General features: G+C 73.9%; 24 protein-coding genes and 2 riboswitches. Of the genes, 7 read left to right on the top strand and 17 right to left on the bottom strand.

The window, feature by feature from the left end; all coding sequences use genetic code 11:
* Positions 1-7: 7 nt before the first annotated feature.
* Positions 8-1,210, bottom strand: coding sequence for a cytochrome P450 family protein (locus G567_RS0106630; RefSeq protein WP_245585565.1), 1,203 nt, complete (start codon positions 1,208-1,210; stop codon positions 8-10).
* A 33-nt stretch (positions 1,211-1,243) separates the two neighbouring features.
* Positions 1,244-2,377 (bottom strand): NAD(P)/FAD-dependent oxidoreductase, encoded by a 1,134-nt coding sequence (locus tag G567_RS27150; RefSeq protein WP_037056095.1) that lies wholly within the window; start codon positions 2,375-2,377, stop codon positions 1,244-1,246.
* A 209-nt stretch (positions 2,378-2,586) separates the two neighbouring features.
* Here G567_RS27150 and G567_RS33980 point away from each other — a divergent pair, with 209 nt between their 5' ends.
* Both G567_RS33980 and G567_RS0106620 read left to right on the top strand, forming a co-directional pair.
* Positions 2,587-2,775, top strand: coding sequence for a hypothetical protein (locus G567_RS33980; protein WP_147200946.1), 189 nt, complete (start codon positions 2,587-2,589; stop codon positions 2,773-2,775).
* 96 nt (positions 2,776-2,871) lie between these two features.
* Positions 2,872-3,579 carry a 4'-phosphopantetheinyl transferase family protein gene (locus G567_RS0106620; protein WP_028929366.1) on the top strand — a complete coding sequence of 236 codons (708 nt, stop codon included), beginning with the start codon at positions 2,872-2,874 and terminating at the stop codon, positions 3,577-3,579.
* Positions 3,580-3,593: 14 nt separating this feature from the next.
* Here G567_RS0106620 and nhaA read toward each other — a convergent pair whose 3' ends face one another.
* On the bottom strand, positions 3,594-4,934 hold the full coding sequence (gene nhaA, locus G567_RS0106615; protein ID WP_028929365.1) for a Na+/H+ antiporter NhaA: 1,341 nt from the start codon (positions 4,932-4,934) through the stop codon (positions 3,594-3,596).
* On the opposite strand from nhaA, the gene G567_RS0106610 reads away from it, so the two are divergent.
* Both G567_RS0106610 and G567_RS27145 read left to right on the top strand, forming a co-directional pair.
* Entirely contained in the window at positions 4,924-5,520 is a 597-nt protein-coding gene (locus G567_RS0106610; RefSeq protein ID WP_084795949.1) for a DsbA family protein, read from the top strand. The two genes, nhaA and G567_RS0106610, sit on opposite strands and share 11 nt — an antisense overlap.
* Positions 5,521-5,561: 41 nt before the next feature.
* The gene (locus G567_RS27145) at positions 5,562-6,950 is read left to right on the top strand and encodes a DNA polymerase IV (RefSeq protein WP_261763821.1); all 1,389 of its coding nucleotides are present in this window, start codon (positions 5,562-5,564) and stop codon (positions 6,948-6,950) included.
* Here G567_RS27145 and cobT read toward each other — a convergent pair whose 3' ends face one another.
* The 10 genes from cobT to G567_RS0106560 all read right to left on the bottom strand — a co-directional run bounded on the left by cobT (position 6,951) and on the right by G567_RS0106560 (position 18,615).
* On the bottom strand, positions 6,951-8,681 hold the full coding sequence (cobT, locus tag G567_RS27140; RefSeq protein WP_037056093.1) for a nicotinate-nucleotide--dimethylbenzimidazole phosphoribosyltransferase: 1,731 nt from the start codon (positions 8,679-8,681) through the stop codon (positions 6,951-6,953).
* Positions 8,678-9,139, bottom strand: coding sequence for an SAM-dependent methyltransferase (locus G567_RS27135; RefSeq protein WP_037056091.1), 462 nt, complete (start codon positions 9,137-9,139; stop codon positions 8,678-8,680). Before G567_RS27135 ends, cobT begins: the two co-directional genes overlap by 4 nt.
* 32 nt (positions 9,140-9,171) lie before the next feature.
* Positions 9,172-9,373, bottom strand: a riboswitch (cobalamin riboswitch).
* Entirely contained in the window at positions 9,366-9,992 is a 627-nt protein-coding gene (locus tag G567_RS27130; RefSeq protein WP_084795924.1) for a histidine phosphatase family protein, read from the bottom strand. (Overlaps the previous riboswitch by 8 nt.)
* 8 nt (positions 9,993-10,000) lie before the next feature.
* Complete coding sequence (gene cobA, locus G567_RS0106590; RefSeq protein WP_211223860.1) at positions 10,001-11,215, bottom strand: uroporphyrinogen-III C-methyltransferase; 1,215 nt, start codon at positions 11,213-11,215, stop codon at positions 10,001-10,003.
* Positions 11,216-11,284: 69 nt separating this feature from the next.
* Positions 11,285-11,351: riboswitch (cobalamin riboswitch) on the bottom strand.
* Positions 11,352-11,416: 65 nt separating this feature from the next.
* The gene (locus G567_RS27125; protein ID WP_037056089.1) at positions 11,417-11,827 is read right to left on the bottom strand and encodes a cobalamin biosynthesis protein; all 411 of its coding nucleotides are present in this window, start codon (positions 11,825-11,827) and stop codon (positions 11,417-11,419) included.
* Positions 11,824-13,197, bottom strand: coding sequence for a cobyrinic acid a,c-diamide synthase CobB (locus G567_RS0106580; RefSeq protein WP_028929362.1), 1,374 nt, complete (start codon positions 13,195-13,197; stop codon positions 11,824-11,826). Before G567_RS0106580 ends, G567_RS27125 begins: the two co-directional genes overlap by 4 nt.
* Before the next feature lie 88 nt (positions 13,198-13,285).
* Positions 13,286-14,260, bottom strand: a complete 975-nt coding sequence (locus G567_RS0106575; RefSeq protein ID WP_028929361.1) for an aldo/keto reductase — start codon at positions 14,258-14,260, stop codon at positions 13,286-13,288.
* A 20-nt stretch (positions 14,261-14,280) separates the two neighbouring features.
* Positions 14,281-14,895 carry a cob(I)yrinic acid a,c-diamide adenosyltransferase gene (gene cobO, locus G567_RS0106570; RefSeq protein WP_028929360.1) on the bottom strand — a complete coding sequence of 205 codons (615 nt, stop codon included), beginning with the start codon at positions 14,893-14,895 and terminating at the stop codon, positions 14,281-14,283.
* Between the two features lie 50 nt (positions 14,896-14,945).
* A complete protein-coding gene (locus G567_RS0106565) occupies positions 14,946-17,027 on the bottom strand; it encodes a putative cobaltochelatase (protein WP_028929359.1) in 2,082 nt (693 codons plus the stop codon).
* A gap of 70 nt (positions 17,028-17,097) precedes the next feature.
* Positions 17,098-18,615, bottom strand: coding sequence for a cobyric acid synthase (locus G567_RS0106560; protein ID WP_037056160.1), 1,518 nt, complete (start codon positions 18,613-18,615; stop codon positions 17,098-17,100).
* Positions 18,616-18,699: 84 nt separating this feature from the next.
* Between G567_RS0106560 and G567_RS27120 the strand changes: the two genes are divergently transcribed.
* Positions 18,700-19,572: an SURF1 family cytochrome oxidase biogenesis protein gene (locus G567_RS27120; RefSeq protein ID WP_084795923.1), complete on the top strand. Its 873-nt coding sequence runs from the start codon at positions 18,700-18,702 to the stop codon at positions 19,570-19,572.
* A gap of 19 nt (positions 19,573-19,591) precedes the next feature.
* On the opposite strand, the gene G567_RS36030 is transcribed toward G567_RS27120, so the two are convergent.
* Positions 19,592-20,530, bottom strand: coding sequence for a cobalamin biosynthesis protein (locus tag G567_RS36030; protein WP_028929357.1), 939 nt, complete (start codon positions 20,528-20,530; stop codon positions 19,592-19,594).
* Positions 20,527-21,522, bottom strand: a complete 996-nt coding sequence (locus G567_RS36025; protein ID WP_245585564.1) for a hypothetical protein — start codon at positions 21,520-21,522, stop codon at positions 20,527-20,529. Before G567_RS36025 ends, G567_RS36030 begins: the two co-directional genes overlap by 4 nt.
* Before the next feature lie 63 nt (positions 21,523-21,585).
* Here G567_RS36025 and G567_RS0106540 point away from each other — a divergent pair, with 63 nt between their 5' ends.
* Complete coding sequence (locus tag G567_RS0106540) at positions 21,586-22,224, top strand: flavin reductase family protein (protein ID WP_028929356.1); 639 nt, start codon at positions 21,586-21,588, stop codon at positions 22,222-22,224.
* 23 nt (positions 22,225-22,247) lie between these two features.
* On the opposite strand, the gene G567_RS36600 is transcribed toward G567_RS0106540, so the two are convergent.
* A complete protein-coding gene (locus tag G567_RS36600) occupies positions 22,248-22,379 on the bottom strand; it encodes a hypothetical protein (RefSeq protein WP_261763820.1) in 132 nt (43 codons plus the stop codon).
* Positions 22,380-22,381: 2 nt separating this feature from the next.
* Positions 22,382-24,079 (bottom strand): AMP-binding protein, encoded by a 1,698-nt coding sequence (locus tag G567_RS0106535; RefSeq protein WP_028929355.1) that lies wholly within the window; start codon positions 24,077-24,079, stop codon positions 22,382-22,384.
* A 359-nt stretch (positions 24,080-24,438) separates the two neighbouring features.
* Between G567_RS0106535 and G567_RS0106530 the strand changes: the two genes are divergently transcribed.
* A complete protein-coding gene (locus G567_RS0106530) occupies positions 24,439-24,852 on the top strand; it encodes an SsgA family sporulation/cell division regulator (RefSeq protein WP_028929354.1) in 414 nt (137 codons plus the stop codon).
* Positions 24,853-24,862: the final 10 nt, after the last annotated feature.

The raw sequence follows: 24,862 nt of genomic DNA, 5'->3' as shown, positions 1-24,862 counted from the left end.
CCCGGCGTTACCCCACGCGCACGGGCGCGAAGCGCAACCCGCGGACCACCGTGCTGTGCCGGTACTCCAGGTCGGCGGGGTCGACGGCGAGCCGCAGCCCGGGTCGCCGCGCCAGCAGCGCGCCGATCGCAGCCTCGCCCTCGATCCGGGCCAGATGCGAGCCGAGGCAGAAGTGCACGCCGTGCCCGAAGGCGAGGTGACCGCCGGCGTCGCGGGTGATGTCGAACCGTTCGGCGTCGGGGAACCGGCGCTCATCGCGGTTGGCCGCCGCCACCCCGAGCGCCACCGTGGCACCGGCCGGGATGGTGGTCCCGGCGATCTCGATGTCCTCGGCGGCGAACCGCACCGGGGCGGTGGCGACCGGCGAGTCCCAGCGCAGGATCTCCTCGATCGCGCCGGGCAGCAGCGCGGGCCGCTCGCGCAGCAGCACGAGCTGATCGGGATGGGCGAGCAGGGCGGCGACGCCGTTGCCGATGAGGTTGGTCGTGGTCTCGTGCCCGGCAATGAGCAGCAGCATCGCCATCCCGACCAGCTCCGCGGGCGAGAGCCGGTCGCCGTCCTCGTCACTGACCTGGGCCAGTGCGGCCAGCAGCGCGTGGTCCGGCTCGGCACGCTTGCGCTCGATCAGCGCACCCAGGTACCGGGCCATGCTCTCCGAGGCGGCCATCTTCTCCTCGGCCGGCGATTCGTCGATCATCACCGACGACCAGTGACCGAACTCGTCGCGGTCGGCGGCGGGTACCCCGAGCAGCTCGCAGATCACCTGTACCGGCAGCGGGAAGGCGTATTCGGCGATGAGGTCGACGACACCCTCGGCCGGCAGGGCGTCGAGCAGCCCCTCGGCGATCTGCTCGACGCGGGAGCGTAGCGCGGCCATCCGGCGCGGGGTGAACGACCGGCTCACGAGCTTGCGCAGCCGGGTGTGGTCCGGCGGATCCATCATGATGATCATCGGGATCGGTGTACTCGGCGCGTCCACGCGCTGCTCTGGCGGCAGCGCGTGCCGCCAGTCCTTGCTCAGCCGCGGATCGCTGAACGCCGCCTTGACGTCGTCGTAACGGCTGACCAGCCACAGCGGGCCGTCGGGCAGCCGCACCTCGCGGACCGGCTGCGTCGCGCGCAGGACGGCGTAGGCGTGGTACGGGTCGTTCCAGAAGGCCCCGGTGAAGACCTCCACCTCGGGGGCGTCTGCCGGCATCGTTTTCGTCATGGTTTCATGATGCCAGCGAAAGTGAGCAGGCGCTTACATCAATCGTGAGGTGCTCACCAGATCCGGATCGACGCAGACATCGGCGGGAAGCGGCCCGCCCGTGATCATGGCCGCCCCCAGCACGGCCAGCGCGGGCGCCGACTCGATACCCGATCCGCCCTGACCGGCGAAGAAATGGAACCCGGGGTGCTCGGGCCAGGACCCGACGACCGGGCCGCGGTCGGGGACGAACGACCGCAGGCCCGCCCACGCCGTCTGGATCGAGCGGAGCCCGAGCGAGGTGACCGCCTCGACCCGTTCGAGCGCGAGCGCGACGTCCAGGTCCGCGGGCCGGGCATCGCCGGGTTCGGCCGGGGTCTCGTCGCCGGGCGAGACCAGCAGATGCCCGGGTTCGGCCTTGAAGTAGAACCGCTCGCCGACCTCGATGACCATCGGCAGCGCGGACCCGTCCGGCGGCCGCAGCCGCTCCGGCTCGGGCACCCTGGCCAGCGCGATCGTGCGGCGCAGCGGCCTGAGCCCGATCGGCCGCACCCCCGCCAGCGCCGCGAGCCCGTCCGCCCACGCCCCCGCCGCGTTGACGACATCGGGCACGTCCACATGGTCGGTCCCGCCGATCCGCACCCGCCAGCCCGAGCCCGTCCGCGCCAGCCCGGTCACCGCTGCGTCCGACCGCACCGCTCCCCCGCGCCGGCGCAGGCCGCGCACGTAGGCCTGGTGCAGCGCCATCGCGTCGACATCGGCGGACGCTTCGGTCAGCCCCGACCCACGCACCACGGCGGGCCGCAGCACCGGGCAGCGGCGGACCGTCTCGGCGGCGTCCACGGGCACCGGCGCGTCGGGTTCGCCCGCACGTTCGGCGAGCAGCAACTCCAGAGCGCTCTCACCGACGTCATCGAACGCGGCCCACAGGACAGGGCGCGGGGTCAGCAGCGGGGGCGCGTCGAGCTCGCCGGCGAGCAGGGCGAACCGCGGGCCGCTAGCAGTGATCAACGCCCGGACGGCGGGCACGCCGTGACCGGGGATGTAGGTCGCCGCCGAGCGGGCGGTCGAATGCACCGCCAGCGTCGGCTCGGCCTCCACCACCAGGACTCGTCGCATCGCGGCCAGCTCATAGCCGATCGAGACCCCGGCGATACCGCCGCCGATCACGACAAGATCGGGAGACATGGACCTGACCCTAGTAATTCGGTCGCGCGGCGGGCGGAGCGGCCGCTACGGTCCCGGTCACGCGCCTGTTCCTCTGAGATGACGCGGGCCACCGGCCCGCCGCCCCCGCTCGTCGCGTCGCGATCCCCGGGGGAGATCACCGTCCCAGCCCATCCGGCCGGCCCTCGCCGTCCGCCAGCTGGTCGGCCCCGTCCTTCCCGGAGGTTCATATGCCTACCCAGAACTCGTCCAGCACGTCGCCCGCCGCCAACCGCGCCGCCCGCCGGGCACGCGGGAAGGACACCCGACAGCCGCTGCCGCCACAACTGGCGGTACGCGCCGGACGCGCGGCAGGCGCGGCGGCGCGGTTGAAGCCGGTGCATACCCGCACCGACTACGCGGTGCGCCGCCGCGGCTGACACCGCGGCCGGGCACGGGAGGGGGCACCGCGCCACCTCCCGCGCCCGCACGGCCCGGTCGCGTCGCGGCCGGGGCGGACATGCCAGGCTGGCCCGGTGAGGTGCGGCGAGTGCGGTGTCTGGTGGGCCCGGCCGATCGATCCCGAGGCCCACCCGGCACTCCTCGCCCTGCTCGACGAGCACGAGCGCACCCGGCTGCAGTCCTTCCGCAGGCCCGCCGACCGGGCCCGCTACCTTGCCGCACACGCGCTCGCCCGCCTCGTGCTCGGTCATCGCCTCGGGACGCACCCGGCCGGGCTGCGCTTCGACCGCACCTGCCGCTGCGGCCAGCAACACGGCAAGCCACGACTCGCCGGCGACGGCCCCGGTTTCTCGCTGGCCCACTCGGGGGACCTCGTGGGGCTCGCCGTGTTCGACCGCGCCGTCGGCCTGGACGTGGAACAGCACCGGCCGCTGTCCGACCTCGCCGCCATGGCCGCCCACGTCTGCTCCCCCGCCGAGCTGGCCCGCCCGCGGCCCTCCGGCCCACGCGCGTTCCTCACCACCTGGACCCGCAAGGAGGCGCTGCTCAAGGCCACCGGCGAGGGGCTGTCCCGGCCGATGTCATCGATCACGCTGAGCCCGCCGTGGCGGCCGCCCGCCGTCGAGGCCTGGACCGGCGACGGCGCCCCGCGGGAGACGGTCTGGCTCGCGGATCTGCTGCCCGCAGCCGACCACCCCGCGGCCGTCGCCGGATTCGGGACGGCGCCGTCGATCCAGGAGTTCGACGGCGACCCGCTGCTCCTCGGCTGGATGCCCCGCTGATCGATCCGCGCCGCTCACGCGACCGGGCGCCACGGCCGCGGCGGCAGCACCGGAAGGCCGCTCGGGGCGCATTGGCCGCCGCGCTCGCCGAGCAGCCGGAAGATCGACCAGCCGATCAGCGCGGCCAGCACCGAGCCGCCGAGGATGCCGATCTTCGCCTGGTTCTGCAGCGCCGGGTCGTCCAACGCCAGATCGGTGACGAACAGCGCGACGGTGAACCCGATGCCGCACAAACCCGCGCCGCCGACGAGCTGGCCCCAGCGCAGCGTGTCGGGCACCCGCCCGATACCTGTCCGCAGCGCCACCCACGTGCCTGCGCTGACGCCGAAGAGCTTGCCCGCCGTCAACCCGACGACGATGCCCCAGGTGATCGGCGAGCCCAGCGCGGCGCGCAGCGTCGTCGCGTCGAGCACCACGCCGGCGTTGGCCAGCACGAACAGCGGGACGATCACGTAGCTCGACCACGGCTGGATGCGTAGCTGCAGCCGCTCGTTGGGCGACACCGCCTCGGCCGCCGCGCTCTGCGCGGCCAGTGCGCGCGACGGGGTCGGGTCGACCAGGAAGCTGCGTCCGAGCAGCTGCGCCCTCGCCATGTCGCGCGGGGTCGGCGCGTAGGCGTTGACCAGCAGCCCGAGCACGACGCCCACGACGCTCGGGTGCACCCCGGACTCCACGACCGCCGCCCACAGGACCACGCCGATGAGGACGTAGACCGGGGTCCGCCAGAACCGCGCGAAGCGCAGCGCGAGCAGCGCCGCGATCAGGGCGACGGCGAGCAGCAGCGCCGCGCCGTTCACCCGCGTGGTGTAGAAGATCGCGATCGCGGCGACGGCGCCGATATCGTCGACGATCGCCAGCGCCAGCAGGAAGATCCGCAGCTGGTCCGGGCAGCGGGGACCCACCAGCGCGAGCACGCCGAGCAGCACCGCCGTGTCGGTCGAGATCGCGATCCCCCACGCGTCCGCCCCGGCGCCCCCGGCATTGAACAGCAGATACAGCCCGGCGGGCACGACCAGCCCGCCGACCGCGGCCAGCGCGGGCGCCGCCAGCACGCGCATCCCGCGCAGCTCGCCCAGCGTCATCTCGCGGGAGATCTCCAGCCCGACGCTGAAGAAGAACAGCACCATCAACCCGTCGTTGACCCAGTGCCGCAGATCTCTGGCGAACTCGGCGCCGCCGAGGCGCAGCGCGAGCTCCGCGTGCCAGAGGGCCTCGTAGCTTTCCGAGAGATTGGCCCACAGCAGCGCCAGCACGGCCGCGGTCAGCAACAGGACCGCCGAACCCGACTCGGTGCGCAGGAACGAGCGCGCGGCACGGCTCAGCTCGCCACGCTCGGCTAGTGTCGTGACCGCCACCCCAGGATCCTGCCCCGAGCGGCGGCGCGCGGCGAGGAGGAGCACGATCGGCACGTCACGACTCGACCCGCCCATCGGACCCTACGACCACCTGGAGGGTGTCCTCGGGGCCGCGTTCTCGCTGGTCGAGTACGGGGACTTCGAATGCCCCTACTGCCGGGCCGCCGTCCCGGTGATCGAGCGGGTACGCCGCGCCCTCGGCGACCGGCTGGTGTTCGCGTTCCGGCATTTCCCGCTGGCCGAGGTGCACCCGTTCGCCCTCGCCGCGGCCACCGCCGCGGAGGCGGCCGGCCTCGCGGGGCGGTTCTGGACGATGCACGCCAAGCTCTACGCCGGCGACGAGCCCGCGTTGACCCAGACCGACCTGCGCCGCTACGCCGAGGAGATCGGCGTGCCCCCGCAGAAGGTGACCTGGCCCGCCACCCGGTTCGTGGAGGACCGGGTGGAGGCCGACTTCAACTCCGGCGTCCGCAGCGGCGTGCGGGGCACCCCCACCTTCTTCGTCAACGGCGAGCGATACCGCGGTCCGGTCACCGTCCCGGCGTTGCTGGCGGCGCTGCAGCCGAGCCCGGCCTCCGCCTCGTAGCGGACGCCCGGGATGTCGGGGCTCGAGGTCAGAATGAGCCGGTGGCAGGGACGGCGCAGCGGTGGGTGCTGCACCTCGACATGGACGCGTTCTACGCGTCGGTCGAGCAGCTGACCCGTCCGACGCTGGCCGACCGCCCGGTGCTGGTCGGGGGAACCGGGCCGCGCGGGGTCGTCGCCGGGGCGAGCTATCAGGCGCGGATATTCGGCGCCCGATCGGCGATGCCGATGGCGCAGGCCCGCCGGCGCTGTCCGCAGGCGGTGGTGCTGCCCCCGAGGTTCAGGCTCTACCAGACGATCAGCGCCGAGGTGATGGCCGTGCTCGGCGAGGCCGCGCCGGTGCTCGAGCCCGTCTCGCTCGACGAGGCGTTCCTCGAGCCGCCGGACCTGGCGGGCGCCGGCGGTGCCGAGGTCGCCGCGTTCGGCACGGCCCTGCGGGCGGCGGTGCGGGACCGGACAGGGTTGCCCGCCTCGGTCGGGGCCGGATCCGGCAAGCAGCTCGCCAAGATCGCCTCCGAGCTGGCCAAACCCGACGGGCTGCGCGTCGTCGCCCCCGAGGACGAACGCGCCGTGCTGGACCCGCTGCCGGTGCGGGTGCTGTGGGGCGTCGGCCCGGTCGCCGAGGCGTCGCTGCACAAGGTCGGCGTGACCACGGTCGGCCAGCTCGCGGCGATGGATCCGCGCGAGGTCACCGGGCTGCTGGGCGCCGCGATCGGCACCGAACTGCACCGGCTCGCGCGCGGTGTCGACGATCGGCCGGTCGCCCCGCGCGGCGCGGCGAAGCAGGTCAGCGCGGAGACCACGTTCGACACCGACCTGACGGCGATGGTCGAGGTACACGAGGCGGTGCGCCGGATGACCGCGGCCGCCCACCGGCGGCTGATCGCCTCGGGTCGCGCCGCACGGACGGTGACGGTGAAGGCGCGCAGCGCCGACTTCACGACCGCGAGCCGCTCGGAGACCACCGCGGTGGCCAGCACCGACCTCGCGACGCTGACCGCGGTGGCGCAGCGGCTGGCCCGCTCGGCGGTACCCGACGGCGGGGTGCGGCTGATCGGGGTGTCGCTGTCGGGGCTGGGGGAGAGCCCCCCGCCGGCCCTGTTCGACGCCGTGGCCTCCGCCGACGGCTGGGTTCCGGTCCCCCCCGGCACCGAGCCCCAGCCCGCGGCGGAGGAGGCGGGCTGCTCGGCGGCGGACGACGGCGGTGCGGATCCGGAGCGGGACGACCGGCGCTGGCGGGCCGGCGACGACGTGCGGCACGCCGAGCTCGGACACGGCTGGGTGCAGGGTGCCGGGCACGGGCGGGTCACCGTGCGGTTCGAGACCCGCGCCAACGGCCCGGGGGTCGCGCGGACGTTCGCCGTCGACGAGCAGGACCTGACCAGAGCCGACCCGCGCGACAGCTGGTGGCCGACCGACGCCCGTCGCTGATCAGACCTCCTTCTCGGCGACTCCGGCGGCATCGAAGGTGGCGACGTCGTGCAGCGCCCGCGCGGCGCCCTGGGCCACCGGCAACGCCAGCAGCGCTCCGGTCCCCTCCCCCAGTCGCATCCCCAGGTCCAGCAGCGGTTCCAGGCCCAGCCGCGCGAGCGTGAACGCGTGCCCGGGCTCGGCAGAGCGATGCCCGGCGAGGCAGTAGTCGACGACGTCCGGCGCGAACGCCGCGGCGGCCAGCGCGGCGGCCCCGCCGCTCACCCCGTCGAGGATGACCGGAACCCGCAGCGACGCAGCGCCCAGGACGAACCCGGTCAGCCCGGCGTGCTCGAGCCCGCCGAAGGCGGCCAGCGCCCCGAGCGGGTCGGTGGCGCCGACCCGGTGGCGCTCCAGCGCGCTGCGCACCACCCCGGTCTTGCGGGCGAGCGTCGCATCGTCGATCCCGGTGCCGCGCCCGGTGGCCACCGCGGGATCGGCCCCGGTGAACGTACAGATCAGCGCGGCCGCGGCGGTCGTGTTGGCGATGCCCATATCCCCGGTGATCAGGCATCGGTTGCCGGCGGCGACGAGGTCGCGCGCCACCTCGATGCCCACCTCGACGGCGGCCTTGGCCTGCGCCGGGGTGAGCGCCGGCCCCGCGGTCATGTCGGCGGTGCCCGCGGCGATCCGGCGCGGCAGCAGCCCGGGCACCGGGTCCAGCGGCGCGTTCACCCCGATGTCGACCACACACACCTCGGCCCCGAGCTGGCGGGCGAACGCGTTGACCACCGCGCCGCCGGCCAGGAAGTTCGCCACCATCTGCGCGGTGACCTCCTGCGGCCAGGGGGTCACACCCTGGGCGTGGACGCCGTGGTCGCCCGCGAACACCGCGACCGCGGCCGGCTCGGGCAGCGGCGGCGGGCATTCCCCGGCCATCCCCGCCAGCGCGACGGCGACGTCCTCGACCCGCCCCAGCGAACCCCGCGGCTTGGTCATCCGGTCCAGCCGGTCGCACGCCGCGGCGCGCGCCTGCGCCGAAGCGGGGGTGATCGTGGCGACCGTCTCGGCGAGCAGGTCCATCGGTTCCTCTCCGGGGCGCGCCCTGCGCCCGTAGGTCTCGTGGTGCACGGCCCAGCCCAGCGGCCGCCGTCGCGCCCACCCGGCCGCGGCCAGCTCGGGCTGCGCCGGAAACGCCTCGACATGTCCGATGCACAGATACGCGACGATCTCCAGATGCCCGGGCAGCCCCAGCAGCCCGGCCAGCTCTCGCTCCCCGGCGTCGCTGAAGAAGCTCACCCAGCCGACCCCGAGCCTCTCCGCGCGGGCGGCCAGCCACAGGTTCTGCACCGCCAGCGCCGTCGAGTACGGGGCCATCCGCGGCTGGGCGAGCCTGCCGAGGGTGTACCGGCCGCCCCGGGTCGGATCGCAGGTCACGACGATGTTCACCGGGGTGTCGAGGATCGCCTCGATCTTGATCGCACCGAATGCCGCCGCGCGCGCCTTCGGCAGCGAGGCCGCGTAGGCCGCGCGGTGGGCGGCCACCAGCGCGTGCACCCGTTCCCGCACCGCACGGTCCCGGAGGATCACGAAGTCCCACGGCTGGGAGAACCCGACGCTGGGCGCGGCGTGCGCGGCGGCCAGCACCCGGTCCAACACCGCGTCGGCGACCGGGACCTCCGGGCGGAACCCCGTCCGCACGTCGCGGCGGGCCGCGATCACCCGGTAGAGGGCCTGCGCGTCCGCGGTCACTCCGCGGTCCGGTGCAGGGGAGCCTCGGGAATCCAGGGCAGGGGACTGCGCCGCGGCGGCGTGATCGTCACCCCGGGAACGTGTTCGACCCGCACCCCGGGCAGCCGCCGGGCGAGGTCGGTGAACGGGCGATGATCGGCGGGGTCGCCGGGGGTGGCGAAGACCGCAGTGCCGCCCGGATGTGCGGCGAACCATTCGGCGACCCGACACCCGGACCGGCCGCCGACCTGCTCCACCCGCCACGCCTCGGCGTAGAACAGCACCGTGGTCTCCGCGGCCGCAGGCGCGAACACGACGTCGGCGCGGGCCAGCCGGTCGACGCCGTCGGGCGGCCGGTCGGACTCCCCTGGCCCCACGCCCAGACCGATCAGGATGCCCCGGTACCGGCGCCGCGGGACGCGGGGACAGGGCTGCAGGTGAGGGCCGCGCCGGCGCGGCCGGGGACGGTGACCGTCCATCGTCGCCTCCTCGGAGGGTCCGCGCCCTCCCGTCCGGATCCACGACGGCAGCGAGTGTCCTGGCTCCCGGATCGCCGCGGCGCCGCCCGGCCTTCCCGCGGCTGCGCCACGGTGGCCACACGGTGGGGACGCGCTCCCCGGTGACAGTGGCGGGACCGCGCCGGATTCGCACCGGTTTCCTCCACTGCCGTCAGATCAGGACTCGACCACAGCGCACCCGGCGGGGTCAAGTACGCGGGGCGGACGCCACGTCGGCGAGCAACCGCCAGCGCCCGCCCGGGCCGTCGCGGCGGGCGCCGAGCACGGCGCCGTTGCCGGGCAGCGCGCGCGGCATCGCCTCGGCGGGAGCCCCGAGCAGCGCGGCCAGCGCGGCGCGCATCGTCTCGCCGTGCGTGACCAGTACCAGCTCGCCGGTCGGCGGCTCCCGCAGCGCTCTGGTGAGGAACATCCTGACCCTGGTGTGCAGCGCGCGGGCGCTTTCCCCGCCCGGTGGCGCCCAGTCCGGACCGGCGGCGGCGAGGCGTTCGGCGCGCCCCGCGGCGGGGCGCCCCTCCCAGACGCCGTGGCCCTGTTCGCGCAGGGCGGGCACGGTGCGGACAGGCAGCCCGTGTGCCGCCGCGACGAGCGCGGCGGTCTGCCGGGCCCGCAGCAGATCGCTGGACCACACCGCGCCGATGGGCCGGTCAGCCAGCGCCGCGGCTGCCCGCGCGGCCTGTGCCCGGCCGCGTTCGGTCAGCGGGACGATCGCGGTGCGACCCTGCAGCAGGCCCGCGGCGTTCCAGGTGCTCTCGCCGTGGCGGACGAGGTAGAGGGTGGTCGGCGCGTGGCGCCGGCCCTTCGGGAGCGCGCGCACCGCCGGGCTCAGCCGTGCGCGCTCAACCCGGCCACCGGGCCCACGACGATGATCGCCGGCGGGCTGATCTCGTGGTCGCGGATCCGCGCCGCGACGGTGGCGAGCGTCGCGCGCAGCGAACGCTGGATCCGGGTGGTGCCGTCCTGGATGACCGCGACCGGTGTATCGGCCGGACGGCCGTGCTCCACGAGCGCGGCGGCGATCTCGGCGATCCGCTCGACCGCCATCATCAGCACGACGGTACCGCGCAGCCTGCCCAGCGCCGCCCAGTCGACGAGGCTGCGCGGATCACCCGGCGTGGCGTGCCCGGACACCACGACGATCTCGTGCGCGACGCCGCGGTGGCTGACCGGCACCCCGGCGACGGCGGGCGCCGCGAACGCGCTGGTGATACCGGGGACGACGGTCACCGGCACCCCGGCCTGGGTACAGGCGATGACCTCCTCGAACCCGCGGCCGTAGACGAAAGGATCGCCGCCCTTGAGCCGGACCACGAACTTCCCGGCCCTGGCCCGTTCGACGAGCAGCTCGTTGATCCGTTGCTGGGCCATCGCCCGTCCATAGGGGATCTTGGAGGCGTCGATCACCTCCACGTGCTGCCCGAGCTCGTCGATGAGATCGCGCGGCCCGAGCCGGTCGGCGACGACGACGTCGGCGCGCGCGAGCAGCCGCCGTCCCCGCACGGTGATCAGCTCCGGGTCGCCGGGTCCGCCGCCGACGAGCGCCACCCCGGGCCGCACCGCGTCGGCGGCGTCGTCGACGACACCCGCCCGCAGCGCCTCGACCAGCGCGGTGCGCACGGCGGCGGAACGCCGGTGTGCACCCCGGGCCAGAACCCCGACGGTCAGCCCGTCGTACGTCCCGGTCGCCGGGGTGGCCGCGGTACCGGCGGCGCCGTCGTCGGCGCGCACGCAGAACACCCTGCGCCGCTCGGCCTCGGCGCCCACCGCGGCATTGACGTCCGGATCATCGGTGCAGGCGAGGACGTACCACGCGCCGTCGAGATCGCCCTCGACGTAGCGCCGCTCGGTCCAGATCAGCTCCCGGGCCGCGGCCATGCCCTCGACCGCCGGCGTCACCTCCGGGGCGATGACCTCGACGAGCGCACCCGCCGCGAGCAGCCGCACCATCCGGCGCTGCGCGACCGGTCCACCGCCGACGACGACGACGCGGCGACCGGCCAGATTCAGGCCGACCAGGTACTGCTCGGTATGCGCGCTCACGGCCAGTCCCTCCCCGGGGGTCCACGCCCGGTCCGGTGTCCCCAGCGGGGACGGTCAGCGGCCGCAGGGGGTCTGGCTCCCAGGAGAGCATCCGGGTCACAGCGGCGGGACCGCCCCGGAATCGCACCGGGTTCCCATGCAGCCGAGCGAAGGGGAGCATAACCGCCCCGGCCTGCGGCGCAGACAGCCCGGCGCCGGACGTCACATCCGATGCGGGGGGCGGATGCGGGCAACGGCCGCGGTGACCCGATCCCCCGCCGTCTTCGGCACGATGAGTGCTACCCGCGCCCAGTCCCCGGCGGCGACCTCGGCCGCGGCCAGCAGGGCGGCCGCCTCGGCGACGCTGCCGGTGCCGGCCGCGGCGCGGGCCCGCTCGCTCGGGTGCGGCACCGCGACGGCATCGAGCCTCGCAGCCGGGAACGTGCGCAGCGACGCAGGCGCGATCGCGGCGAGCAGGCCCGGCTCGGCGGCCCGCCGGTCGATGCTCGCGTAGGCGCAGACCAGGCGGGGATCGAGGTCGTGTCCGTCGTAGATCCGCCGCAGCAGCGCCCGCACCGCCCCGGACGAGACCCCGCGGGCCGAACCAAGCCCGACCACGAGCGGACCCTTCACCGCGGTCGCGCCGCGGCGGCCACGAACCGCGCGACGGCGTCCGGCACGCCCGCCGGGTGGGTGTGCAGGAACGAGGCGTGGACGCCCGCGGAGACGAACCCCTCCGGGTCGGCCCCGCGCCATCCCCACGCCGGCGTCGTCCCGGCCCGTGGAGTCACCGCGCAGCGGTGGAACTCGTGTCCGAGCACCCGCCGCCCCACCGCGAACGCGGGCGAGCCGGTCAGGGCGACCGCCTCGCGGTAGCCCAGCGTCAGCCGCCCGCTCATCCCGGCGGATGCGGGCAGCACCCCGCACATCGGCTTCCCGTCGAGGTCGGCGCACAGGTAGAGCAGACCCCCGCACTCCGCGTGCACGGGCGCCCCGGACGCGGCGAGTGCCGCGACGGCCGTTCGCAGCGAGGCGTTCGCGCTCAGCGCGGCGACGTGCTCCTCCGGGAACCCGCCGGGCAGCACCAGTCCCGCCGTCGCCTCGGGAAGCGTTTCGTCGCGCAGCGGATCGACCACCACCACCCGCGCGCCCGCTGCCTCGAGCAGTTCGACGTGCTCGGCGTACCCGAACGTGAACGCGGGTCCCCCGGCGATGGCGACCACCGGACGCTCCGTGCCTGTGAGTGCGTAACAGTGTTCTAGCACTGTTACGCACTCACAGGCCGCGTCGACCGCGCTCCAGGCGGGGCCGGCCGGCAGCGGCTGGGCGAGCCGCACCACCGCGTCCAGATCCACGTGCTCGGCCACCAGCGACGCCATCGCGTCCACCGCCGCCGTGGCCGCCGCGCCGTGCTCGACCGCGGTGACTAGGCCAAGATGCCGCGACGGCACGGCGAGCTCCGCCCGCCGAGGGACCGCGCCGAGCACCGGCAGGCCGACCTCGTCGGCCGCCGCGCGCAGCACGGCCTCGTGCCGCGCGCTGCCCACCCGGTTGAGGATCACCCCCGCGACGCGCACCTCGTCGTCGAAGGAACGGAAGCCGTGCAGCAGCGCCGCGAGGCTGCGGCTCTGTCCACGGCAGTCGACCACCAGCACCACGGGCGCCCCGATCAGGCCCGCGACCTGCGCGGTCGAGCCGCCGCCGTCGGACAACCGCCCGTCGAACAGGCCCATCACACCCTCGACGACGGCCACCTCGGCGCCCGCCGCACCATGCCGCACGAGCGGACCGATCCGGTCCCGGCCGACCAGCACCGGGTCGAGGTTGCGGCCCGGTCGCTCGGCGGCGAGCGTGTGGTAGCCGGGATCGATGTAGTCCGGGCCGACCTTGAACGGCGCCACCGGCGTACCCCGGCGGCGCAGGGCGGCCATCAGGCCGGTGGCGATCGTCGTCTTGCCGCTGCCCGACGCGGGCGCGGACACGACGAGGGCGCGCGCGGTCATGGCCGGGGCCCGGCCGCTGCGGGAACCCTGTGCCGGGCGTGATCGAACAGCAGTCTCTCGACGTTCGCGGCAGGAGCGTCCGTCATGCTCAATGCCCGAGCACCGGATGCGGCACGTACGGCTTCTCCAGCGCCGCGATCTCGTCGGCGCCGAGCTCCACGCCGACCGCGGCCACCGCGTCCTCGACATGCCCCGGCTTGGTCGCCCCGACGATCGGCGCCGACACCGCCTCCTTGTGCAGCAGCCAGGCCAGCGCGATCTGCGCGGGCGGCAGCCCGCGCTGCTCGGCAAGCGCGCGCACCGCGTCGACCACCGCGAAGTCGGCCTCGGCGTAGAGTTGGTCGGCGAAGGAGTCGGTGCTGGCCCTGGTCGTGTTCCGCACGTCGCGGGTGCGGTTGCCGGCCAGCACACCGCGGGCGAGCGGGCTCCACGGGATCACCCCGACGCCCTGGTCGCGGCACAGCGGGTGCATCTCCCGCTCCTCCTCGCGGTAGAGCAGGTTGTAGTGGTCCTGCATGGCCACGAACCGGGTCCAGCCACCGAGGTCGGCCGCGTGCTGGGCCTTGGCGAACTGCCACGCGTACATGCTCGACGCGCCGATATAGCGGGCCTTGCCGGCGCGGACGACGTCGTGCAGCGCCTCCATCGTCTCTTCGATGGGGGTGTGCGGGTCCCAGCGGTGGATTTGATGGAGGTCGACGTGGTCGGTCCCGAGCCGGCGTAGCGACGCGTCGATGCCCGACAGGATGTGCTTGCGCGACAGCCCGCGCTTGTTCGGCCCCTCCCCCATCGGCATGAAGACCTTGGTGCCCAGCACGTAGTCGTCGCGGTCGGGGAAGAACTCGGTCAGCAGCCTGCCGGTGACCTCCTCGCTGGCACCGAACGAGTACACGTCAGCAGTGTCGAAGAACGTGACTCCCCGCTCGACGGCGCTGCGCACCAGCGGGCGGGCGTCGTCGAGGTCGAGCACCCACTCCCGCCAGGACGGCGAGCCATAGTTCATCATCCCGAGGCAGATCCGCGAGATCTCCAGTCCGGTCGAGCCCAGTCGGGTGTACTCCATGAAACCTGTCTACTCGGGCGTCACCATTCGATGCCACGCTGGCCCTTCTGACCGGCATCCATCGGATGCTTGATCTTCGTGGTCTCCATGACGAGGTCGGCGGCCTCGATCAGTTCCGGCGCGGCGTCCCGGCCGGTAATGATCACGTGCTGGCGACCTTCGCGCGCGGCGAGCACGTCGACCACCTCGCGCACGTCCACCCAGCCCCATTTGATCGGGTAGGTGAACTCGTCGAGCACGTAGACCTCGTGGACCTGATTCTCGATCCGGCGGCGGATCTCCGCCCAGCCGTTCCCCGCCTGCAATGCATGATCGTCCTCACCGCCCTCCTTGCGGATCCAACTCCAGCCGTGCCCCATCTTGTGCCATTCGACGGGGCCGCCCTCGCCGGTCTGCTCGTGCAGCCGACCCAGGGCGCGGAACGCCGCCTCCTCGCCGACCTTCCACTTCGCCGACTTCACGAACTGGAACACCCCGATGGACCAGCCCTGGTTCCACCCGCGCAGCGCGAGCCCGAACGCGGCGGTGGACTTGCCCTTCATCTCTCCGGTGTGCACGACGAGCAGCGACCGGTTGCGACGCTGCCGGGTGGTGAGCCCGTCCTCGGGGACCACGGTGACGCGACCCTGCGGCATATGTGCCTCCTTCGGTCGGCCGGTGAGTGCGGAACGGTGTCAGAACACTGTTACGCGCTCACGGCGGTGGTGACGACGCCGGCGACGCTGTCCGCGGACAGCTCGTCGAGGGTGACGAGCGGGCCGCCCGCGGCCAGCGCGATCCGGCCCGCGAGACCCAGCCGCACCGGCCCGCGCTCGCAGTCGACGACGACGGAGTGCACGCCGTCGGCGGCCAGCAACCCGGCGGCGCGGCAGGCGTCCACCACCGGATCGCCCCCGGCCCGGGCGGCGATCGTGGCCCGGCCGTCGGTCAGCAGGACCAGCAGCGGGCGACGCCGCGGGTCACGCAGCCGCTCCGCGGCGAGCGCGCGGCGCGCCCGCAGCAGTCCGCTGGCCAGCGGGGTGCGCCCACCCGTGCGCATCGAACCGAGCCGGGCCTGTGCGGCGGGCACGCTCGAGGTGGGGGGCAGCACGAGTTCGGCGCCGAGCCCGCGGAAGGTGACCATGCCGACCTTGTCGCGGCGCTGGTAGGCGTCGCGCAGCAGGGACAACACCGCACCCGACACCGCGCCCATCCGGCTGCGCGCGGCCATCGAGCCGGACGCGTCCACGACGAACAGGACGAGGTTGCCCTCGCGACCCTCGCGGACCGCGTGGCGCAGGTCGTCGTGCCGCAACCGGAGCCCGGCGCCGATCCGGCCACGAGCCCGCTGGTACGGCGCGGCCGCCACGATCGTCGCGGGCAGATGGACGTCGGCGGCGCGCAACGGGGTGGCATCCGACGGCCGGACGACCCGGCCGGTGTCGATGCGGGCCCGCGACCGCCGTCCGGGCGCGCCCTCCCCGATACCGGGAACCTCGAGCCGCCGCGCCCGGAACGGGCTCGCCGGCGGCGGGGCGAGCCGGCCGGGGCCATCGCCGGCCGGACGGGCCTGGCCGGCGTCGCCCGGGTGCTCGCCCGGCTCCGCCGGATCGCCGGTGGCGGTCGGCGGCGGACCTGCCGACCCGTCGTCGCGGCCGTCCTGTTGCGGGCTCGCGGCGTCGTCGCGCAGGTCCTCGGGCTGAGTGTCGGGCGCTCCCCCGCCCCCGCCGTCGGGCGGTTGCGGGTCGAGCTGCTGCGCGGCGTCGCGCAGCGCCTCCTCGAGGGTCTGGTCGTCGATGCCGGGCTCGTCGAACGGGTCACGCCTGCGCCGGTGCGGCAGCGCCAGCCGCGCCGCCACCCGGACGTCCTCCTCGGCCACCGCGTCGGCGCCGCGCCAGGCCGCATGCGCCGTCGCCGCCCGCGCGATCACCAGGTCGGCACGCATTCCGTCGACGTCGAACGCCGCGCAGACGGCCGCGATCCGGCGCAGCTCCCGGTCGTCCAGCCGCACCGACCCGACCCGCTGCTGGGCCGCCGCGATCCGCTCGGCCGTCTCGGCCTCCGTCCCCGCCCACTCGGCGGCGAAGCCGGTCGCGTCGGCCTCGAACGCCAGCCGGCGGCGCACCACCTCCACCCGGGTGTCGACGTCGCGCGCCGCGCGCACCTCGACGGTCAGCCCGAAGCGGTCCAGCAGCTGCGGGCGCAGCTCCCCTTCCTCCGGGTTCATGGTCCCGACCAGCAGGAAGCGGGCCGCATGCGAGACCGACACCCCGTCGCGCTCCACGTGGGCGCGGCCCATCGCGGCGGCGTCGAGCAGCAGATCGACCAGATGGTCGTGCAGCAGGTTGACCTCGTCGACGTAGAGCACTCCGCGGTGCGCGTCGGCCAGCAGGCCCGGCTGGTAGGCCCGCACGCCCTCGGACAGCGCGCGCTCCAGGTCCAGCGACCCGACCAGCCGATCCTCCGTCGCCCCCACCGGAAGCTCGACGAGCTGGGCGGGCCGGACCTCCCCGGTGCCGCCGATCGGGTGCGGCCCGTCGGGGCAGCCGGCGTCCGGATCCTCGGGCGCGCAGCCGAACCGGCAACCCGGGACCACCCGCAACCCGGGCAGCAGCGCGGCCAGCGCCCGCACGGCCGTCGATTTCGCGGTGCCCTTCTCCCCGCGCACCAGCACTCCGCCGACCCCCGGATGCACCGCGTTGAGCAGCAGCGCGAGCCGCAGGTCGTCGTGACCGACGACAGCGGAGAACGGGAAGTGCGGCGCGGGCCGCAAGGCCGGGTCGATCACGCAATCTCCTCGCTGACGTTCCTCGTCCGCAGCCGCCACGCCGCGGTCGCCATCGAGCGCGCACGCTCGCTCACGGGTGGGAGCCTGCCAGACCGCACTCGATCATCGGGAGCTCGGCCGGCGAACCGTGACTGATGACATGTTCAAGTGCACGTGTATCGAGGTGGGTCTCGACGAGGTCACCGAGCAGATCGAGCTGTGCGGCACGTTCCGCGGCGAAACTGGTGCCCGGCGCGATCCGGAACCCGCTCCGCCCGGCCTGCGCGGCCAGCCGCTCCAGAAGCGCCCGGCGGAACGCGTCGTCCTCCAACAGGCCGTGCCAGTGGGTGCCGAGCACCACCCCGGCATCAGACCCCTCGTCGGCCAGCAGGAACGCGTCCCCCGAGCGCACGACCCGCCCGTGATGGATCTGGTAGCCGGTTCCCGGCTCGGCCCCCGACGGCCGGGCCAGGTGCTTCTCGGCGTCGAACTCCACCTCCAGATCGAGCAGCCCGAGCCCGGCGACCTCCGAACCACCGGGAACCTCCACCCCCAGCGGGTCCGCGATCCGTCTGCCGAGCATCTGGTAGCCGCCGCAGATCCCCAGCACCGGCCTGCCCGCGTCCGCGTGCGCCACCACCGCATCGGCCAACCCGGACGCCCGCAGCCAGGCCAGGTCCGACACGGTCGCCTTCGACCCCGGCAGCACCACCACGTCGGCGTCGAGCAGCCGCGACGGCTCCGTCACGTACCGGACCGCGACACCCGGCTCGCAGGCCAGCGCCTCGACATCGGTGGCGTTGGAGATCCGCGGCAGACGCACGACCGCGACCCGCAGCCACGCCGATCCGTGCGGCGGCGCCGGGCGGCCCACAATCCCGTCCGCGACGGCCGACAGCGAATCCTCTGCGTCGAGCCACAACCGTTCCGCCCAGGGCAGCACACCGAACGTCGGCCGTCCGGTCAGCTCACGCAGCCGGGCGAGCCCCGGGGTGAGCAACGCCGGATCGCCGCGGAACTTGTTGATCACGAACCCGGCGATCCGGGCCTGGTCGGCGGGGTCGAGCACAGCAACCGTGCCGAACAGATGCGCCAGCACACCACCGCGGTCGATGTCCCCTACCACGACGACGGGCAGGTCCGCGGCCTGCGCCAGGCCCATGTTGGCCAGATCCGTGGCACGCAAGTTGATCTCCGCAGGCGATCCGGCACCCTCGCACACGACCACGTCGAACTCCGCGCGCAACCGGGCCAGGGTCGCGGCCACGACCTCCCGCAATCCGGCGGTCCGATCCCGATAGGACCGCGCGCTCACCTGCCCGTCGGCCCTGCCCAACACGACCACCTGGGACGTCCGGTCGCCGCCGGGCTTGAGCAGCACCGGGTTGAACGCGACCCTCGGCTCCAGCCCACACGCCTGCGCCTGCATCGCCTGCGCCCGGCCGATCTCCCCACCGTCGACGGTGACGACCGAGTTGTTGCTCATGTTCTGCGCCTTGAACGGGGCAACGCGGACGCCGCGTCGCGTCAGCCACCGGCAGAGCCCTGCGACCAGGACACTCTTCCCGGCGTCCGACGTGGTCCCCGCCACCAGCAGCGCACCTGTCAACCCACCGGACACGCGCGTCAGTATCACCGGTCGGGACCACGACGTGACCGCCGCCGCCGTGGCGGGACCGCTTACCGTAGGGATATGCGCTTCCTGCTGCGGCCGAGCTGGCTCGCCCTCATCGTGGCGGTCGTCGGGTTCGTGATCGCCTGCTACACCTTCCTCGCGCCGTGGCAGTTCAACCGCGAGGCTCAGCGGGACGCCCAGCAGCAAGCCATCGACACCTCCTACGCCATTCCACCTGCCCCGCTCCAGGACCTCGTGCCGGCCGACGGTGCGGTCACCCGCGACGTCGAATGGCGCCAGGTGAGCATCTCCGGCACCTATCTGCCCGCGGACGAAAGCCTGGTGCGGCTGCAGGTCGTCAACGGGAAGCCCGCGTTCGAGGTGCTCACCCCGATGCGCACCGAGGACGGCCGGCTGATCACGATCAACCGCGGTTCGGTGACGAGCACTGGTCAGGGCGTTCCCGCCTACGCCGCGCCGCCCCCGGGCACGGTGACGGTGACCGGTCGGCTGCGGGTGAACGAGACCGACCCGCAGGACCGGCCGATCCTCACGATCGACGGTCGCCGGCAGCTGTACGCGGCCGATTCCCGCCCGCTCGCCGCGGCCACCGGGCTGGACCTGATGCCCGGCTACATCCAGCTCTCCGCCGACCAGCCCGGCGTGCTCGCCCCGCTCGCCGTTACCACACCCACCGGCGGCGCTCCCTTCTCCAACCTGTCCTACGCGCTGCAGTGGCTGACCTTTGGGGTGATCGCCCTAGTCGCCCTGGGGTACTTCATCCGGCTCGAGGTGCTGCAACGCCGCGGCGGGGCCCGGAGCAAGGACGCACTCCGCGACGCGCTGGCCGGCCGCGACCAGGAGTCGATCGGCTCCCCGGACCCGGCCGGCGGCGGTGCGGACGACGGCCCGCGGGAGACCCCGCTCGCCGACCGCTACGGCCGCCGCTGAGACCCCCGCCCGCGGGGATTCAGCGGCGGCCCAGCGCCAGGGCGGCCGCGGCGGACAGCGCCGCCGCCACCCCCACCAGCCGGGACAGCCGCGCGGCCCGACGCAGATCGGCGATCCTCGGCGCCCGCCCCGACCCCAGCGTCGGCCGCTGCTCGACCCCGTGCGCGTACACCGTACGCCCACCCAGCCGCACACCCAGCGCGCCCGCCGCCGCAGCCTCCACCGGGCCCGCGTTCGGGCTGGGATGAGCCCGCGCATCGCGCAGGCACGCCGTCAGCGCGGCCCGCGGGGAACCGCCGACGGCCGGGGCCAGCGCGACGAACAGCAGCGCGGCGACCCGCGCGGGAACCAGGTTCGCCGCATCGTCGAGTCGGGCCGAGGCCCAGCCGAACCGCGCGTAGCGCGCCGACCGATAGCCGGCCATCGCATCCAGGGTGTTGGCTGCGCGATACGCCAACAGCCCCGGCGCCCCGGCCATGGCACCCCAGAGCAGCGGCGCGACGACGGCGTCGGAGGTGTTCTCGGCAAGCGACTCCACCCCGGCCCTGGCCATGCCGTCCGCATCCAGCGACGCGGGGTCGCGCCCGCACAGGCTGGGCAGCCGGCGCCGGGCCGCGTCCAGATCGTCGCGCTCCAGCTCCCCGGCGAGCGCGACGCCTTCCCCAGCCAGCGAGGCACCCCCGAGCACCGCCCAGGTTGCGACCGCGGTGAGCGCGCCCCGCAAGACCGGCCGCCGCCGGCAGGCCCGCTCGGCAACCGCGCCCAGCAGCACCGCCGCCCCCACCAGCGCGCCGGCGTGGCGGATACCCGCGGCGCGGGTGTCCGCGTACCCGCGGCGCTCCAGCTCCGAGGCCAGCGCGCCGAACGCCGCCACCGGATGTCCCCGGCGCGGGTCACCGAACACCGCGTCGGCGGCCACCCCGAGGAGCAGCCCGGCAGCGCGGGCCCGACCGGTCACGGCCTGCGGCCGCGCCGCCGCGTGGGCGCGGCCAGCGCGTCGAGGTCGGCCCGCAGCACATCGGGATCCACCGGTTCGGACATCGTCAGCACCGCATGCGTGTGATGCGCCGCCACCTCGGCGAGCTTGTGCAGCACGTCGTGCCGGTCCACGCCGGCCGCGGTCAGTCGCTGCGCGGCACGCCACGCCTCGGGCGGGTCGTCGTCCCAGAGCTGGTTGGCGACCACCTCGTCCGCAGGCTCGGGGAGCAGGCGCAGCCGGGCCAGTGCCAGCGCCCGGGTCTCCCGGAGCTGCTCGGACAGCGGCGCGAGGACCAGCTCCTCGGTCGCGGCGAAGGCCGGCTCGAGCATCGCGCGCGCCTCGGCGGGCGGGATCTCGCGCAGCCAGGTCAACTGTTCGTCGCCGAACTGCCGGGCCTCGCGCAGCGTGCCCTCGGGATCGTCCACGACCATGGCATCCTTGACGACCCCGCCGAGCGCATGGTCCACGAGGACCATCACCGCATGCGGGGCGCTGCCGGATCGGTCGAAACCGACAGCCACGCCGACCTGATCGCCGTAGACATCGCCGTGGGCCCATGCCTTCGCCGGTGCCCAGTCACCCAGCTGGTCCACCCAGCCCGGGGCGCGCACCCCGCGCGCGGCCAACGAGTCGGCGGCCGGCTCACGCTGCCCCGGGCCGGCCAGCTCGGCGAGGACGCGCAGCAGGGCCAGCGCACCGGGCGCCCGCCGGCCCGCGGTACGGCGGATCAGGCCCTCGCCGAGAACATCAGCGACCTCGGGATCGACCCCCGGTTGCTTCCACCCCTGTCCCAACAGCTCGGAGACACACAACTCCGCGTCGAGCGGTTCATCGCTCCGCTCCAGGCCATGGCCGACCTCGCGGACCATCTGGGCGAACAGGACATCCGGGGGATTCTGCTGCGTACCATCTCGTCGCTCCCGGCGCGAGGTCTTCTTCTTCGGCTTGCGACCACGGCTCACGGGGTTCACCCGACCTACAGTGGCAGAACCGGTCCCGACCCCGCGACGGGGGCCAGGAGGGAAGATCGGGTCATGCGTACCGACCTGGACCCCGCCGATCTCGGGGCCCGCCAGTTCTACAAGCTGATGACCGCCACCGTGGTCCCCCGGCCGATCGCCTGGGTCTCCAGCCGCTCCGCCGCCGGGGTCGACAATCTCGCCCCGCACTCGTTCTTCACGGTGTCGTGCGTCGACCCGCCGATGATGCAGTTCACCTCCGTCGGCACCAAAGACTCCTTGCGCAACATCCGCGCCACCGGCGAGTTCGTCATCTGCTTGGCCGGCGAACCGATGTTCGAGAAGATCAACGCGACGGCCACCGACTTCCCCGCCGAGATCAGCGAGTTCGCCGCGGTCGGCCTGACCTCCGAGCCCAGCCGGACCGTCGCGCCGTTCCGCGTCGCCGAGTCGCCCGTCGCATTCGAATGCCGGCTCGAGCGCGACCTGGAGCTCGGCGACTCGACGGTCGTGATCGGCCGGGTCCTGCACGCCGCGGTCGACGAGGACGTGTTCGTCGTCGACGAGCGGGGCAACAGCCTGCCGGCGATCGAGAAGCTGCGGCCGCTCGCCCGGCTGGGCCGCAACGAATGGTCCACGATCGGGGAAGTGCTATCGATCACGCGGATCGCGCACCAGGACTGGCCGGGGCATTTCACCCCGCCCGGACCCTGACGCGCCAGCCCGGACACCCCCACTCATGCACGGCGCGGGCCGCGACCGCGATCTGGTGCATGCTCGGCGAGCAGCCGCCGCCACACCTCAGCCATATCCGCGAGCATGGCGGCCATCGGCCCGCCGGTGATCCCCGGCGGGTTCGCGCCCGTCACGGTCAGAGGGTGTACTCGCCCTTTGGCGAAACCGGGGTGGCCCCACCGTCGCTGCGCAGCCCATCCTCACGGCCCCGCAACTCCACCCGGCGGATCTTCCCCGAGATGGTCTTCGGCAACTCGAAGAACTCCAGCCGCCGGATTCGCTTGTAGGGTGCCAGGTTGTCGCGCGCGAACTCCAGGATCGACCGCGCGGTCTCCTCGTTCGGCTCGTAGCCGGCGGCGAGGACGATGTACGCCTTGGGCACGGCCAGGCGGACCGGATCCGGTGAGGGCACGACGGCCGCCTCGGCCACCGCGGGATGTTCGATGAGCACACTTTCCAGTTCGAACGGCGAGATCCGGTAGTCGCTGGCCTTGAACACGTCGTCGGCCCGACCGACATAGGTGATGTAGCCGTCCTCGTCGCGAGCCCCGACGTCCCCGGTGTGGTAGTAGCCGCCCGCCATGGCCTCGGCGTTGCGCTCGGGGTCGTCGCGGTAACCGACCATCAGGCCGGCCGGGCGCTGCGACAGATCGAGACAGATCTCGCCCTCCTCGGCCTTCTCGCCGGTGGCCGGGTCGATCAGCTCGACGACGAAGCCGGGCGCAGGCCGCCCCATCGACCCTGCCTTGATCGGCTGGCCGGGCGGGTTGGCGATCTGCACGCTGGTCTCGGTCTGCCCGAACCCGTCGCGGATCCGCACCCCCCAGGCCTTCTCCACCTGCTCGATGACCTCGGGGTTGAGCGGCTCGCCCGCGCCGACGACCTTCCGCGGCGGGTTCTTCAGGCCCGACAGGTCGGCCTGGATCAGCATCCGCCACACGGTCGGCGGAGCGCAGAAGCTGTCGACCCCGCAGCGGTCGAGCACACCCAGCACGCTCTCCGCGTCGAACCTGGCGTAGTTCATCACGAGCACGCACGCCTCGGCGATCCACGGGGCGAACACGTTCGACCAGGCGTGCTTTGCCCAGCCCGGCGAGGATATGTTGAGGTGCACGTCGCCGGGCTCCAGCCCGATCCAGTACATCGTGGACAGATGACCCACCGGGTAGGACACGTGGCTGTGCTCGACGAGCTTCGGCTTGGCCGTGGTGCCCGAGGTGAAGTAGAGCAGCAGGGTGTCACTCGCCTTGGTCACACCGTCCGGGGCGAACGTGTCGGCGGCGAAGTAGGCGTCGCTGTAGTCGAGCCACCCCGACGGTGGGTTGCCGACGGCGATGCGCGTGTAGTCGCCGGCGACGTCGTCGAACTTCTCGGCGTTTCCGCCCCCGACGATCACATGCTTGGCATGTCCGCGGTCCACCCGGTCCCGCAGGTCGGCCGCGTTGAGCAGTGTCGTCGCGGGGATGACGACGGCGCCGAGCTTCATCGCGGCGAGCAGTGTCTCCCACAGCTCGATCTGGTTGCCCAGCATGAGGATGATCCGATCGCCACGCGAGACGCCCTGCGCGCGCAGCCAGTTCGCGACCCGGTTGGAGCGCGCGGACAGCTCGGCGAAGGTCCAAGAGGCCTCCGCGCCGGCGCTCTCCACGATCCACAACGCACGGCGCGCACCGCGCTCCGGGTCGGCGGCGACGGCGTCGAAGTGGTCCAGCGCCCAGTTGAACTCGCCGAGCTCGGGCCAGCGGAAATCCCGATAGGCGGTCTCGTAGTCCTCGCGATGGTCGAGCAGGAAGTCCCGCGCCGCGTAAAAGGCCTGCGCACCCGTTTCGCTCATGTCGCACCTCGCGAGTCGTGGAAGAGCTGCACTGCTTGGCGCAACCCTAACGAGGGCCGGTGCCGACACGGTCGCGTGATCCCCACCGCCTGCGGCGATCACCAGGTCGGCCCAGCCCCGCCGGAGAGGGCCTCACCCCCGAAGGGGGTAATTCGCCGCCTCCGCGGCCCCGGCGGCCCCGCCCGCAGGCGGGCTGCCGGGGCCTGCAACCGAGCGGTGGTCGCCGGCGTCGAAGGTGCGAACCGTCACCTGTTCAGGTGAGACACGTACGCCGATTGCAGCGTTTGGCGCCCGGTGTGCGATTGCCTGATGAACCCGCCCAGCCATGGGCAGCGCAGATCCACAAGGGGGCGACGGCGATGCCGATCGAGTCCATCCAGCAGGACATGTTCACCGTGCTGCACGGGGAGCCGGTGCCGGTCGTGACCCGGTGGACCTACGACGCGTCCGACCCCTTCGCGGTCTCGTTCGCCGTTCAGACCCGCAACGATCGTTGGATCGAGTGGTTCGTCGCCCGCGATCTCGTGGTCGCGGCGTTCGACGGGCCGGCGGGCGAAGGGGACATCCGGATGAGCCCCCAGCTGGTCGCCGGATACGACATCGTGGAGTTCGAGGCCCGGTCCACGGGCGGCCGTGCAGTCCTGGAGGTCGACCGCGCCCTGCTCCGACGCTTCATCGACTCGAGCATTGACGTGGTCGCTCTCGGCCACGAGGCCATGCGGATGGATCTCGACAAGGAGCTCGCGAAGATCACCAGAAGCTGCGCAGGGTAGTCGGCGCCGG

The sequence above is a fragment of the Pseudonocardia asaccharolytica DSM 44247 = NBRC 16224 genome (assembly GCF_000423625.1).
GTDB lineage: Bacteria > Actinomycetota > Actinomycetes > Mycobacteriales > Pseudonocardiaceae > Pseudonocardia > Pseudonocardia asaccharolytica.
The sequence above is the reverse complement of the archived record's forward strand: the minus strand, read 5'-3'. Positions and strand labels throughout refer to the sequence as shown.

Bases quoted from the DNA above. Each gene is read 5' to 3' on its own strand.
- G567_RS27120 (WP_084795923.1), top strand. From the start codon at position 18,700: ATGCGCTTCCTGCTGCGGCCGAGCTGGCTCGCCCTCATCGTGGCGGTC.
- G567_RS0106530 (WP_028929354.1), top strand. From the start codon at position 24,439: ATGCCGATCGAGTCCATCCAGCAGGACATGTTCACCGTGCTGCACGGG.
- G567_RS0106575 (WP_028929361.1), bottom strand. From the start codon at position 14,260: ATGGAGTACACCCGACTGGGCTCGACCGGACTGGAGATCTCGCGGATC.
- G567_RS0106540 (WP_028929356.1), top strand. From the start codon at position 21,586: ATGCGTACCGACCTGGACCCCGCCGATCTCGGGGCCCGCCAGTTCTAC.
- G567_RS0106535 (WP_028929355.1), bottom strand. From the start codon at position 24,079: ATGAGCGAAACGGGTGCGCAGGCCTTTTACGCGGCGCGGGACTTCCTG.
- cobO (WP_028929360.1), bottom strand. From the start codon at position 14,895: ATGCCGCAGGGTCGCGTCACCGTGGTCCCCGAGGACGGGCTCACCACC.
- G567_RS27135 (WP_037056091.1), bottom strand. From the start codon at position 9,139: ATGGACGGTCACCGTCCCCGGCCGCGCCGGCGCGGCCCTCACCTGCAG.
- G567_RS0106630 (WP_245585565.1), bottom strand. From the start codon at position 1,210: ATGACGAAAACGATGCCGGCAGACGCCCCCGAGGTGGAGGTCTTCACC.
- G567_RS33980 (WP_147200946.1), top strand. From the start codon at position 2,587: ATGCCTACCCAGAACTCGTCCAGCACGTCGCCCGCCGCCAACCGCGCC.
- G567_RS0106580 (WP_028929362.1), bottom strand. From the start codon at position 13,197: ATGACCGCGCGCGCCCTCGTCGTGTCCGCGCCCGCGTCGGGCAGCGGC.
- G567_RS27150 (WP_037056095.1), bottom strand. From the start codon at position 2,377: ATGTCTCCCGATCTTGTCGTGATCGGCGGCGGTATCGCCGGGGTCTCG.